At 72.1% G+C, this 13110-nt stretch carries 13 protein-coding genes and 1 pseudogene; 9 read left to right on the top strand and 5 right to left on the bottom strand.

All coding sequences use genetic code 11. From position 1 onward, the window contains the following. Positions 1-36: 36 nt before the first annotated feature. Complete coding sequence (locus J7I97_RS11285) at positions 37-1431, top strand: M1 family metallopeptidase (RefSeq protein ID WP_214933405.1); 1395 nt, start codon at positions 37-39, stop codon at positions 1429-1431. A 75-nt stretch (positions 1432-1506) separates the two neighbouring features. On the opposite strand, the pseudogene J7I97_RS40255 reads toward J7I97_RS11285, so the two are convergent. From J7I97_RS40255 to J7I97_RS11270, 4 genes and pseudogenes are all read right to left on the bottom strand, one after another. Further along, a pseudogene (locus tag J7I97_RS40255) lies at positions 1507-1587 on the bottom strand (SRPBCC family protein); the annotation flags it as partial. Between the two features lie 43 nt (positions 1588-1630). After that, positions 1631-1912: a hypothetical protein gene (locus J7I97_RS11280; protein WP_214933403.1), complete on the bottom strand. Its 282-nt coding sequence runs from the start codon at positions 1910-1912 to the stop codon at positions 1631-1633. Positions 1913-1963: 51 nt separating this feature from the next. Beyond that, positions 1964-2158, bottom strand: a complete 195-nt coding sequence (locus J7I97_RS11275; RefSeq protein ID WP_214933401.1) for a hypothetical protein — start codon at positions 2156-2158, stop codon at positions 1964-1966. A gap of 132 nt (positions 2159-2290) precedes the next feature. Next, entirely contained in the window at positions 2291-2647 is a 357-nt protein-coding gene (locus J7I97_RS11270) for an STAS domain-containing protein (protein ID WP_214933399.1), read from the bottom strand. A 163-nt stretch (positions 2648-2810) separates the two neighbouring features. Here J7I97_RS11270 and J7I97_RS11265 point away from each other — a divergent pair, with 163 nt between their 5' ends. From J7I97_RS11265 to J7I97_RS11240, 6 genes are all read left to right on the top strand, one after another. Further along, positions 2811-3539, top strand: a complete 729-nt coding sequence (locus J7I97_RS11265; protein ID WP_214933397.1) for a DUF72 domain-containing protein — start codon at positions 2811-2813, stop codon at positions 3537-3539. A gap of 96 nt (positions 3540-3635) precedes the next feature. Next, positions 3636-3887, top strand: a complete 252-nt coding sequence (locus tag J7I97_RS11260) for a CDGSH iron-sulfur domain-containing protein (RefSeq protein WP_214933395.1) — start codon at positions 3636-3638, stop codon at positions 3885-3887. 157 nt (positions 3888-4044) lie between these two features. Next, positions 4045-4878, top strand: coding sequence for an SDR family oxidoreductase (locus tag J7I97_RS11255; protein ID WP_214933393.1), 834 nt, complete (start codon positions 4045-4047; stop codon positions 4876-4878). A gap of 550 nt (positions 4879-5428) precedes the next feature. Next, positions 5429-6169 carry a VOC family protein gene (locus J7I97_RS11250; RefSeq protein ID WP_214933599.1) on the top strand — a complete coding sequence of 247 codons (741 nt, stop codon included), beginning with the start codon at positions 5429-5431 and terminating at the stop codon, positions 6167-6169. An 825-nt stretch (positions 6170-6994) separates the two neighbouring features. Continuing rightward, positions 6995-7747: a HemK2/MTQ2 family protein methyltransferase gene (locus tag J7I97_RS11245; protein WP_374195463.1), complete on the top strand. Its 753-nt coding sequence runs from the start codon at positions 6995-6997 to the stop codon at positions 7745-7747. Positions 7748-7749: 2 nt separating this feature from the next. Next, positions 7750-8829, top strand: a complete 1080-nt coding sequence (locus J7I97_RS11240; RefSeq protein ID WP_251051680.1) for an iron-containing redox enzyme family protein — start codon at positions 7750-7752, stop codon at positions 8827-8829. Here J7I97_RS11240 and J7I97_RS11235 read toward each other — a convergent pair. Then, positions 8795-9148, bottom strand: a complete 354-nt coding sequence (locus J7I97_RS11235; RefSeq protein ID WP_214933391.1) for an MmcQ/YjbR family DNA-binding protein — start codon at positions 9146-9148, stop codon at positions 8795-8797. The two genes, J7I97_RS11240 and J7I97_RS11235, sit on opposite strands and share 35 nt — an antisense overlap. Before the next feature lie 104 nt (positions 9149-9252). Here J7I97_RS11235 and J7I97_RS11230 point away from each other — a divergent pair, with 104 nt between their 5' ends. Then, the gene (locus tag J7I97_RS11230; RefSeq protein ID WP_214933389.1) at positions 9253-11415 is read left to right on the top strand and encodes a DUF4139 domain-containing protein; all 2163 of its coding nucleotides are present in this window, start codon (positions 9253-9255) and stop codon (positions 11413-11415) included. A gap of 8 nt (positions 11416-11423) precedes the next feature. Then, positions 11424-13019: a DUF4139 domain-containing protein gene (locus J7I97_RS11225; protein ID WP_214933388.1), complete on the top strand. Its 1596-nt coding sequence runs from the start codon at positions 11424-11426 to the stop codon at positions 13017-13019. Positions 13020-13110: the final 91 nt, after the last annotated feature.

Below are 13110 nucleotides of genomic sequence, written 5' to 3'. Positions count from 1 at the left end.
AAGGTCCCGAGCACAGTGCGGGGAACGGAAGCGGCAATGAGCGGCCAGAGGACAGCGGCATCGGACCCGTACTTTCCGGCCAACGGCGACCCCCGTTACCGCGTGCACCGGTACGAACTCGCTCTGGAATACCGCCCCGGCCCCAACCGGCTGGCCGGGACGGCCCGGCTCAGTGCGATCGCCGGGCGGGCGCCGCTCGCCGAGTTCCACCTGAACCTGGCCGAGTTCAAAATAGGCCGGGTCCTGGTGAACGGCCGGGCGCCGCAGTACACCCTCCGGGGCGGAAAGCTCCGCATCCGGCCGGGCAAGCCGCTGCCCGCCGGCGCCGCCTTCACTGTGGAGGTGCACTGGGCGGGCAATCCCAAGCCCGTCCGCAGCCCCTGGGGCGGCATCGGCTGGGAGGAACTGACCGACGGCGCGCTGGTGGCCAGCCAGCCGGTCGGCGCACCCTCCTGGTACCCGTGCAACGACCGGCCCGCCGACAAGGCCTCGTACCAGATCTCCGTCAACACCCCGTCCGCCTACACGGTGGTGGCCGGCGGCCGACTGCTCACCCGGACGACCAGGGCCAGCACGACCACCTGGGTGTACGAGCAGTCCGCACCCACCTCCAGCTACCTCGTCGGCCTGTCCATCGGCGTGTACCAGACGGTGCTGTTCGGCGACCCCGGCCTCGGCGGCGTTCCGCAGAGCGCCCACGTGCCGGTGCGTCTGCTGCCGCGGTTCTCCCGCGACTTCGCACGGCAGCCCGCCATGATGCGGCTGTTCGAGGAACTGTTCGGGCCGTATCCCTTCGGGGAGTACGCGGTGGTCGTCGTCGACGAGGAACTGGACGTCCCGGTGGAGGCCCAGGGTCTCTCCACGTTCGGCGCCAACCATGTGGACGGGGCCCGTGGTTCGGAGCGCCTCGTCGCCCATGAGCTCGCGCACCAATGGTTCGGCAACAGCGTGAGCATCGGCGACTGGCGGCACATCTGGCTGAACGAGGGCTTCGCCAAGTACGCCGAATGGCTCTGGTCGGAACGCTCCGGCGGCCGCACCGCGCACGAGCTGGCGGCCACCGCACACCGGCTGGTGGCCTCGCAGCCGCAGGACCTCACGCTGGCCGACCCGGGACGCAAGCTGATGTTCGACGACCGCCTGTACCAGCGCGGGGGTCTCGCCGTGCACGCGATCCGCTGCGCCCTGGGTGACGGCGCGTTCTTCCGCATGCTGCGCGACTGGGCCACCGTGCACCGCCACGGCGTGGTGACCACCGCGGGCTTCGCCACCCACGTGGCCCGTTACGCCGCCGAGCCGGTGGACGACCTGTTCTCGGCTTGGCTGTACGAGCCGTCCCTCCCGCCTCTTCCCTCGCCGCCGGCACCGGCGAGACCGGCGTACCCGCCCGCGAACGGCGAGCCCGCGGGCGGGGGCGGGAACTCCGCCTGACGGGCGTAGAACTGCTCGACGGACGGAACCCGGGAGTCAGCCGGCCGCGCCGTCAGTGCGCAGGCGCACCTGTTCATCCATCTGGTCCACGTTGGCCGCCTGGTCGAAGACGTGCTCCGGGAGAGCGGGCATCGTGCGCGAGCGTTCGTACTCGGTCGTCGGGTCCTCACACCTCGTCGTTACCGAACACCTCTCGTCGTTACCGACTCGTCCCGCGTGCGCCTGCCCGGCGGCGGACCACCACGGCGGCGACCGCCGCCAACGCCGCTCCGGCGGCCAGGAGCAAGGGCTGGAAACCACCACGGGCGACGGCGCCGCCATCGCCGTCATTGGCTCTTGCCCGTACGATCGCGGGGACCGCGTCCTGGACGAGCTGTCCCGCACCGGCGCCCGTACGCCGTACTCGGGCAGCCGTTTCGCTCGCTTTGGAGCCCACCAGTCCGGTGACGCGCGGATGCGCGTGTTCGCCGTAATGGTTCATCGCTGCGTCATCTCCCTCGTTCCGGCGTCGTCACTCCCGGAACTGGCGGAGTCAGTCCCCAGACCGGTCCCGCCTGCCCGCGCGGCGCTGGGCCTCGGTGTTCGGCGTCAGCGCGTCGCCCGCCTCGCGGTCATGGCGGCCCGGCATGACGGCGTCTTCCGCCTCCTCGCGTGCCGCGCGGTCGCCGCTCTCCCCCGGCGCCTTCGACGGCGGGGTCGGGGTCGGGTTCTTCCTCTGCTCGCTCATCTCTCGTGCTCCTCGTGTCGCGGGTGCACGGTCCTCGCCGCGGTCGGGAGGCGGCGGGAGCCTTCGCAACAGCCGCCTGCCCCTGATACGCGGCCTCACACCCACACCGCCCCAGGCGTCGAATGCTGATGTCTACGGGTCCCGGCGGGGGCTCGGCCGAAAGGAGCGGGCGTCGTCGAGGGTGGGTGCGATCTCCAGGACGGATTCCGCGCTGGACAGGCGCAAGAGTTGCGCGAACTGTGGCGGGACCGGGCCCGCCAGTACCAGAGGACCGTCCCGTCGGCTCGCGAGGAGCGTGGTGAGCAAGGAGGAATCGGCGAAGACCAGGCGGGTGACGTCCACGACACGTCGTACGCCGTCCCTCGCGGCAGCGGTCAGCACTTCTCGGACTGGCTCGACGTTGTCGATGTCGAACTCACCCGACAGCACGACGACCCGGACCTCGTCCTGGTCCAGGAGAACCTCTATCCGCGGCTGGTCGTAGCTCATGGGATGGGGCTGCCCGCAATCGGCGCGTACATGCGGCCACGGGGCCCCGGCCGCGCGCCGGATCCCCGCATGGGCGCCCGGGAGGTGGGTAGCCAGCCACCGGGGGGTCAGTGGATCCCCCAGGGCGGCCCGGCACCCCCCTTGGACGCCGAGAAGGAGAATCATGCCTGTCCTCGTCGGCACATCCGGGTGGCAGTACCGGGACTGGGCCGGGGTGCTCTACCCGCAAGGGCGGCCGCAACGGCTCTGGCTGGAGGAATACACGCAGCACTTCCACACGGTCGAGAGCAACAACGCGTTCTACCGGCTGCCCGCCCCGGAAACGTTCGCCGACTGGCGGGAACGCACTCCGCCCGGCTTCGTCATGGCGGTGAAGGCCAGCCGGTTCCTGACCCACATCAAGCGTCTGCGGGAGCCGCAGGAGCCGGTGCGTCGCCTGATGGAGCACAGCAGCGCGCTGGGTGACCGGCTGGGACCGGTCCTGCTCCAACTGCCGCCGACCCTGCGGGTGGACGTGGAAGCCCTGGATGCCTGCCTCGCCTGCTTCCCGCGCCGTACGCGCGTGGCCGTCGAACCGCGGCACGACTCCTGGTGGATCCCGGAGGTACGGGAGGTGCTGACCGCGCGCGGGGCCGCCCTGTGCTGGGCGGACCGGGGGTCACGTCCCGTGACGCCGCTGTGGCGGACAGCCGACTGGGGATACGTACGCTTTCACGAGGGCAGGGCCTCCCCCGGTCCCCGGTACGGCCGGACGGCCTTGAAGTCCTGGGCCGAGCGCATCGCCGACACCTGGCCGGCGGACGCCGACGTCTTCGCCTACTTCAACAACGACCCGGGCGGGGCCGCCGTCGTCAATGCCCGGGCGTTCCGGCGGCTCGTGGACGGGCCCTGACACCCCTCTACGAGCGGGGTGCGTGAAAGCGGCGCAGCCGGGCGGAGCACAACACTCCAGACGGTTTGTGCGCCGTCCGCTGGGCAGGCGCCCTCCATGGCACGAGACCGAGCAGCGGCCGGGAGCCTCCCGGCGGAGCGGAACACGGGCACACCGCGACGCATCACGGAGCCGGACGGGCCCGAGCTGGTCGCCGGGCCCGTGGAGCGGTCCCGGCGGGACGGGTCGATCGCCCGGTCCGAGAGGCCGGTGGTCGCGCTGTGCACATGCCGGCGCAGCCGGATCTACCCGTGGTGCGACACCAGCCACCGTGTGCGCGTGCCGGACCGGGCCAGTCGAGAGGAATGAGGGAATGAGGGAATGAGCCCCATGCGCTGGCCCGCGGGGTCGTAGTCCTCAAACCTGCTCAGTTGGTCACCCCCTGTTGGGCCTCCTTGACCTGAAGTTCGGTTGAGGTCCTACCGTCACATCATGTTGATCACCACCTGACGGCAGGAGAAGACCGATGATCCTCGTGACCGGGGCCACTGGGAACATAGGAAGCGCGCTCTTGAAGGAGCTCCAGTCTTTCGGTGCCGGACCGGTGAGGGGGCTCACGCGTGACTCCGCGCGGGCCGCGCTTCCGGAAGGGGTCGAAGCTGTCGAGGCTGACTTCGCTCGGGCAGCCTCACTGAAGCCCGCGCTGGAGGGGGTGCGTTCGCTGTTCCTTGTGTCACGAATAGGCTCGGACGCCGCGATTCTTGAGGCTGCTCGGCGGGCAGGTGTGGAACACGTGGTGCTGGTGTCGTCCATTACCGTCCAGACCCATCCGCATCTGGGCCCCGCCGACGAGAACCTGGCCGTCGAGCAACTGCTCAAGGACAGCGGAATGGCATGGACGATCCTGCGACCGACACAGTTCGCCTCGAATGCCCTGTGGTGGGCGGGAACGATCCGCGAGCGCGCAACGGTCCGCGTGCCCTATGCAGACACCGGCCTCCCCACGGTCCACCCCGCGGACATCGCATCGGTGGCCCGGGCGGCCCTGACTGAGTCCGGCCACCGAGGGCGGACGTACGCCCTGACCGGCCCGGAGCGGATCACGGCCCGGCAACAGGTCCGGGCCATCGCGGCAACGCTGGGGCGGGAGGTGCCGTTCGCCCAGATCAGCCGGCAGGAGGCCCACCGTCAGATAGCCGCCTTCCTGGGCGACGAAGCCGCGGACGCGGTCCTCGACGTGACGGGCGGCGACCTCAACGACGAGCTGCTCACCGTGCGCGACACCGTCTCCCAGATCACCAGCGCCCCGGCCAGGACATTCCAGCAATGGATCTCGGAGAACGGCGCCGCCTTCCGCTGAATCGCCCGACCCTGAGCACATTCGTTCATCCGACGGCCTCATACTCGGCGCCCCCCGGGCCGGGCTTCCTCGGCCAACGGGCAGGTCAGGGAAGCGTAGACTCAAGTGACCTGCGCGGGCGCCGGTGGCCCACCGCTGACAGGTGGTGACCACATGGACGATGCAGAGTTCGGCCGTCGCCTCGGAGCGCTGCTCCGCGATGCCCACACGATCGGCCCGGACGATCTTCCGGGCCCTGATCCGTACCGGCAGTCCAGTCCATGGGCATGCTCCGCGCACCGACGACGCCACAATCCTCCTGGCCGAATGGCATCCGACGGAGTCCTACCGCTCTGCCTCCGGGCCTACCAAGGCATTCGCCATGCCGCTGCGGGGCGCCGACGTGCGCGGGGGGCACAGCTGGCGTCAGGATGACCTTGACCTCAACACCGCCAGTAACCCTTGCGGTGCTGCAACGCAAGCACCGCAAGGACCGCACCGAGAGAACGGAGCGTGAACCGTGGGGATCACCACGCGGGACGTCTTCGGCGCACCGTGCTGGGTCAGCCTGATGGCCCGCGATCTGGACGGTGCGCAGGAGTTCTACGGCGCGACGCTGGGCTGGGATTTCCGGCCCGCACCCATGGGCGAGGCGTTCGTCGTCGCCGAGCTGGAAGGCGTGCCCGTGGCGGGCATCGGGTCCCTGGCCACGGGCGTGACCATGCCGGTGGCGTGGACGGTGTACTTCGCCGTCGACGATGCCGACGTGGCGGTGGACCGGATCCGCGAGCGCAGCGGCACGATCGCGGTCGGCCCGGTCTCCTTCGCCCCGGGTGGCCGCGGTGCCCTCGTAGCCGACCGCGACGGCGCCGTCTTCGGTATCTGGGAGGGCCCGGTCGCAGCCGACTGGCGCATCGGCGTTGGCCAGGCGCCGGCCTGGCTGGAACTGCGTACCCGGGACGCGTTCGAGGCGGCGATCTTCTACGGCGGAGTGCTGGATTGGGCCAGCGGCCGCAAGGGCTGCTGCGAGGTCTCCTACGAGGAGGACCAGGTCGTCCTGCGGCAGGCCGGCGAGCCCGTAGCCCGTCTGAACAGCGGTCCCGTCGAGACAGCGGCCCCCGACCCGCACATGCAGCCCCGCTGGCTGGTCCATTTCCGGGTCCCCGACCTCGCCAAGGCCATCGAGACGGCCGAAGCCCACGGCGGCGCGGCCCTGTCGCCCATCGTCTCGAACGCCACCGAGCGCTGGGTGGCCCTCCGCGATGCCGACGGAGCGGTGTTCAGGCTCACGGCGGACGGTCCCGCCGACTGACCCTGGGGCGGAGGGCGGCCGGACGGCGGACGGGCGGGCGGCGGGCGGACGGGCGGACGGCGGTCGGACGGGCGGACGGCGGTCGGACTCGTCCGCCGGCTCAAGGCGAGTCCTGAAGCGGCGGCTCATGCTCGTCAGGGCCGCGGTGGCCTTGCCCCGGCTGGTTTCGGACCGGCCGTGCGGGTTAGACGCCGTGCATGGCTATCACCGAGGTCAGACACGGTGGCCGTCGTCGACCAACTCGCCGAAACCACCACCAACACCTGAACCTCCCAAGTCGCCTCTCTGGAAGGGGGCCCTCGATGATGAGCACGAATACGGGGCAGCCCACCCATCCATTCCCAGCGGGCCCGAACCCTTACCCAGCTCCGCCCACGCACCCCTTCCCGGTCGACCCCCACGCGCCGGAACCACAGCCGGCGGCGCCGCCGGAACCGGATCGGGAGCCAGGCCCGCAGCCCGCACCCCAACCTGGGCCACACTCCTGAAGACTGGCGTCTGAAGGCCGGCGTCGGGCCGGCCGTCATGGCTGCCGATCGGCCCCGACCAGCGAGGTGTTCGTCGCCTGTGGCCACGGCACGCTCAATCGGAAGCCGCTGTGCGGCAGCGTTGGAATAGGCCTCAGGGGGATGGTCAGGTCCTGTTCGGGGACGTCGCTGGTCCACCCGGCGGCCGGGGCGATACCGCTCCCTGCCCGCCGGCATCACCCGTCCGCGCACTCAGGGGCATGGGCATGAGCCCGGGTGACGTGGGTAGCCGCTGGAAACCAGGCCGAGAGACCGGCGCTGGGAACCGGACGGCGATCGACCCCGTGGAGATCCACATATGACTGCAACGCGCATGACCGAGACGGTTGGCCTCCCGAACGCCCGCCTGGGGTTCAGGCCGCTGTGGCGTCTCCCCGGCGTTTACTCCCCACAGGAGGACACCCTGCTTCTGGCCCGCTCCGTACAGTCCGACGTAACCGCCGGTATGGACGTCCTGGACATCGGAACCGGCAGCGGAGCGCTGGCGCTGTGCGCGGCCCTGGGCGGAGCCCGGGTCACCGCGGTCGACGTCTCCTGGCGCGCCGCCCTCACGGCCAGGGTGAACGCCGCGCGGCTGCGTCTGCCGATCACCGTCCGTCTCGGAACCGTCCCGCAGGCCGTACGCGGTCGGCGATTCGACCTCGTCATCAGCAATCCGCCCTACGTCCCGGCCCCTGACGCACACCTGCCCCGACGCGGCGCTGCCCGCTCCTGGGACGGCGGCCGCGACGGCAGAGCCGTCGTCGACGGGATCTGCGCGGCCGCGCCCGCCCTCCTCAAACCCCAGGGCATCCTGCTGCTGGTCCATTCCGCCCTGGCCGGTACGGATGCCACCCTGGCGCGCCTGGCCGAGGCGGGGCTGAGCGGCGAAATCGTGGCGCACGCACACATCCCGTTCGGCCCTGTCCTGAGATCGCGCAGGCCCTGGCTGGTGGAGCAAGGCCTGGTGGAACGAGGACAACTGACCGAGGAACTGGTCGTCATCCGGGCCGCGCAGCAGCACCGCGCAGCGGAGGACCGCCCCGCACACACGAGTCGGGAGGCGCGGTAGGCATGCCAGCGACATGGACGTCTCCCGCCATGCCGGCCGAGATGGCGCCGGCCTTGCCGACGGGCAGGGGCGCGCTTTCCAGAGCGGTGATCGCCGCCCTGCGTGGTGAGCAGGACAGCCTGCCGGACGCTTGGGCGGTCAGCCCGGCAGCCGCGTTCGGCGAGGACCTTCAGCTCGCCCTTTACGTACTGTACGAACTCCACTACCGCGGCTTCGAGGGCGTGGACGAGGCTCTCGAGTGGGATCCCGGACTTCTCCGGCTCCGGCAGGCACTCGAAGACCGGTTCCTGACGGCACTGCGCCGGGAAACCGCCCGAGACCGCACCGTCGACGAGGCGTTCGGCGAGCTGCTCGTCGAGCCCGTCGATCACACCGGAAGCGTCTCGGCGCACCTCGAACACGACGGCGAACTGTGGCAGCTCCGCGAGTACGCGGCACTGCGCTCGCTCTATCACCTCAAAGAGGCCGAGCCGCACGCCTGGGTGATCCCGCGCCTGCGTGGCCGGGCCAAGGCGGCCATGGTGGCCATCGAGTACGACGAGTTCGGCGGTGGCCGCGCCGAACGGATGCACTCCCGGCTGTTCGCGGACCTGATGAAGGATCTGGATCTCGATCCCTCGTACGGCTCCTACCTCGACTCGGCGCCCGCCGAGGCCCTGGCCACTGTCAACGTCATGTCCCTCTTCGGCCTTCACCGGGCGCTGCGTGGAGCTCTCGTGGGTCATTTCGCCTGTGTAGAGGTGACGTCGTCGCCGGGCTCGCGCCGTATGGCCGCCGCCATGCGCCGGCTGGAGGCCGGTCCTGCCGCCGAGCACTTCTACACCGAGCACGTCGAGGCCGACGCCGTACATGAGCAGCTCGTCCGCCGTGAGGTCATCGCCGGACTCCTTGAGGACGAGCCCCACCTCGAACGGGACATCGCCTTCGGTGCGGACGCCACCACCTTGCTCGAGGGGCGTCTCGGAAGCGTCCTCCTCGCCGCGTGGAGCCGGGGTGAATCAGCCCTGACGACTCCGCTCATCTCAGCGGGAGCGGGAGCGGAAGCTTCTATGCCGGGGGCACGAGATCAGGGTGGGCCTTGAGCAGCCCGGGCGGGGCCGCCTGGCGCCAGGAGTCGACGACGATCGCACGGAGCTCATCCGCGTCATTGAGGGCGGCCAGGCGCACTCGCACCCAGGCGAAGGACGCCTCGTGGTCCGCGACCCAGAACTTCTCGGGCTCGGCTAGGACCAGCTCGTCGCGCTCCACCTTCGGGCAGCGGACGGCCATCGACGTCTCTTCGTCGGGCAGGGTCAGGAACATCTTGCCGGCGACCCGGAAGGTGGGCATGGACCAGGCCTCCTTCTCGGTCGTCTCCGGCAGGGCGAGGGCGAGTTCACGGACTTCGTCGGATGTGCACACGTCCCGACCGTACGACAGGTCACTGACATCGGGACTCGACGCGGAGGCGCGGACCGCTCGGGCGTAGGCTTCGCTCAGCACGGACGCGGCGGGGGGCGGAGCACATGACGGCTGAGACAGCACCGAGGTGGAGATCGACCCTCGATTCGGTCGTGGTGTACGCGCAGGGCGCGGTCTGCCGCCGCCTGGTCCGGGGCCGCGTGCCGCCGGACGGCCGGGTGCGGGTGACGGGACTGCCCCGCTCGCTGGACCCGGGCTCACTGCGGGCCGGCGTCCTGGGCGCCCCCGGGGTGCGCGTCACCGAGGCCCGTGTGGACATCGAGGCCGAGCCGCTCGGCACCGGAGTACCCGACGAGTTGCGGTGCGAGGTCGAGCGGCTGCGCGACGAGTACGCGGCGGCGCAGGGACGCCGGGACCGGCAACTGAGCCTGATCGAGGAGGTCAGGGCTCTGCACCCGGTGCCGCCGGTCCGTCTGCCCGAGGACCCGCACCGCCGCACCCCGGCCGACGCGTGGCTGGCGCTCGCCGAGTTCGTGGACGAGCGGCTGACGGGACTGCACAGCCGCCTCGTCGAGCTGGAGGAGGCGATGCGCCGCGTCGAGCACGAGCTCAGCGTCGCCGCGGACAGACTCGCCCGCGCCTCCACCGACGCACCGTCAGCGCATGTGGAGACCACGGTCTCCGCGGTCCTGACCCTCGACGTCACCGGTGACGCGGAGGTGGGGCTGGAGCTGGAGTTGGAGCTGGAGTACGGGGTGCCGGGCGCCGTCTGGGTGCCGGCCTACCGGCTCACCCACCGTCAGGGTGATGACACCGGGCGCCTGGTGCTGCGCGCCTCGGTCGCCCAGCGCACCGGTGAGGACTGGACCGGCGTGCGCATCGCCCTGGCCACCGCCGACCTCCGGCGCCGCACCGACCTGCCGAGGCTCCGTTCGATCCGGATCGGACGCCGTCAGCCCGCCCCCACTCCTTCCGGCTGGCGCGAGCCTCCGGCGGGGCTCGCCGACCTGTTCGCCGGATACGAGGCGGCGGCCGGCCCCCGCCCGGCCCCGACGGCCGCGCCCGCGGCTGCCGCAGGCGGCTCCGCGTCCGGCCCCGTTCCGCCGCCGCCGCCACCGCCGCCCGCACCGCAGGCCTACGGAGGGCCACCCGCTGCCCTCCCGGTGCCCTCCGGCGCGGACAGCCACTCCCCGGCGGTCTTCGGCGGCGGGATGTCCGACCTCGCGCAGCCGGTCCGGTCGCGACCGGGCGGCAGGCCGCGTACCGGCGGCGGATCCTTCGCCGGCGCCCCCGCCGCCACGGCACCTGCGGCTCCCGGCCGGGCTGCGCCACCCGCTCCGGCACCGCCGGCCGGTCCACCGCAGCCGCGCGGCGCCGCACCGCCGGCCGGTCCACCGCAGCCGCGCGGCGCCGCACCGGCGGCCGGTCCGCCGCAGCCGAGCGGCGCCGAGCTCGACTACGCCGCCCTCGTCCTGTGCGGCCCCGACGAGCAGGGCGGCCGCAAAGGCCGGCTGTTCCCCGGCTCTCCCTCCGACGCGGTGGCGGCCGAGTACCGCCGCCGCGCCGAAGCGGTGGCCGTGCTGCCGCTGCCCGGGCACGCCGTGCGGCCCCGCCAGTCAGCGGGTTCCTTCGACCACCGCTTCGATGCCACGGCCCGCGCCGACATTCCGTCGGACGGCACCTGGCACACCATCACCGTCGCCGAGATTCCGGTCGGTCTGCGCACCGAGTACGTGTGCGTGCCGTCCGTGGAGCGGACCGTGTACGCGGAGTTGGTGCTCTCCAACGCCACCGACCAGGCTCTGCTGGCCGGCCCGGTGGAGGTCACCGTCGACGACGAGTTCCTGCTGACCGCCGCACTGCCCACGCTCGCCCCCGGCGGTGTCCGCCGGGTGGGGCTCGGGCCTGCCGAGGGCATCCGGGTCACCCGCCGTACGAACCTCCACGAGTCGACCGCGGGCCTGCGGGGCAACACCACCGTGCTCGACCACCGCGTCCACGTGGAGCTGGCCAACGGGCTCGCGAGGCCCGTCACCGTCGAGGTCCGCGAGCGGGTGCCCGTCACCTCCGAACCGGACGTCCGGATCGAGGAACGGGCCGACTGGACGGCACCACCCGAGGGTGGCGCCGGGCCCGAGCGGCATGCCCCGGGCACCCGCGTCTGGCGGGTGGACCTGCCCGCCGGTGGCACCGCCGCCCTCGACGGCGGCTACGAGATCCGCATCCCGGCCGGCAAGGCCCTGGTCGGCGGCAACCGCAGGAGCTGACACACGCCATGTCCACGGCCCCGAAGCCGATCGCCTTCCCCGTGATCGCCCTCCCCGTCACCGCCGTCACCTGCCTGGAGGATCGCGCCCACATCGAGCGCACCGTCATGCTCGACCTGGAGGCCGGGGTCCAGCGGCTGCGGCTCGGGCCGGTCAGTGCGCTGGCCGTCGACCGTACCCTCCATGCCGAGCTGACCGCCGACCACGCCGCGACCGTTCTCGACGTGCGGATCGTCCGCAGCTGGACGCCGCGCGGGCCGCTGCCGTCCACCGGCGACGACTCCGCCCTGCGCCACCGCGTGCACGTTCTCGAAGAGGAGCGGATCGCCCTGGGGCAGCGACGCGACCGGCTGCACGCCCGCCTCGGCCTGCTCGGCCGCCTCGCCGCCGATCTGCTGCGGGAGATCGGCGAAGGCGTCGGCTGCGGGGAGAGCGAAGGGCCCCGCTGGGCCCGCGAACTGGACCGGGTGGACGACGAGCGCGACGCGTACGGCGAGCAACTCCGCACCGTGGAGGCCCGGCTGGCCGGCCTCGCCGTCGAGCTCGGGGAGGCCCAGCGGGCCATCGACCTCTCCGAGGGGGAGCCCGCCGAGCTGGTCGGCCATATCGAACTGACCGTGGAAACCGCGGTCGCCGGGCCGGTCCGGCTGCGCCTGAGCCACCTCACCCCGTGTGCGCTGTGGCGGCCTGCCTACCGGGCCGTGCTCGACGGGGACTCCCTGACGCTGGAGACCGACGCGATGGTCTGGCAGCGCACCGGCGAGGACTGGTCCGACGTACGGCTGACGTTGTCGACGGCCCGGTCTGCGCTGGCCACCGATCCACCGCGGCTGGGCGAGGACCGGCTGACGCTGGGGGACCGCTCCGCCGCGGAGCGCCGTACGGTCGACGTCGAGCTGCGCGAGGAGGAGATCGGGGACCTCGGCCCGGCCCCGGTGCTCGGCCTGCCGGGGGTGGACGACGGCGGCGAGGCGCGGGTGCTGAGCTCCCCCGCACCAGTCTCCGTGCCCGGAGACGGCCGCGCCCACCGGGTGCCGATCTCCGCCTTCACCACGGCCGAAAGCAGCGAGTTCGCCTGCTCGCCCGAGCTGTCCCCGCTGGTCACCCAGGTGGTGCGGTTCGACAACCTGTCCGGCCATGCGCTGCTCGCCGGTCCCGTGGACCTGGTCCGCGGCAGCGGATTCAGCGGCCGCGGCACGCTGGATTTCACCGCCCCCGGCGCCCCGGTCGAGCTCGCCTTCGGCAGCTGCGACGACCACAGGGTGGTCCGGTATGCCGAGGAGTCCCGCGACTCCGCCGGAATCATCCAGCGGACCGTGGTCACCCGCACGGTCCGGCTGCACCTGTCCCGGTTCTCCGCCCCCGGGGAGCAGGGCGAACGGGTGGTCGTCCTCCGGGAGCGGATCCCGGTCTCCGAGGTCTCGGCGGTGGAGGTACGCCTGCGCAAGGAAGCCTGCTCTCCGGCGCCCGATGTGGTCGACGCTGAAGGCATCGCCCGCTGGGACGTCGCGCTCCCACCCGGCGGCCGCCGCACGGTCACTCTGGTCTACGAGCTGTCGGCGAGCGCCAAAGTCGTCGGTCTGTCAAACTTGACCCGGCCCTAAAGGACCGGGCTTGGAGGTAGGGCGCGGCTGGCTGCCGCGTGGCCTCCTCCGTCTGAGCCACCTACGGGGTGGCTGGGACGCGTGACTCACG

This window comes from Streptomyces sp. ISL-87 (assembly GCF_018614095.1).
Taxonomy (GTDB): domain Bacteria; phylum Actinomycetota; class Actinomycetes; order Streptomycetales; family Streptomycetaceae; genus Streptomyces.
This window is presented reverse-complemented; position numbering and strand designations above follow the sequence as displayed.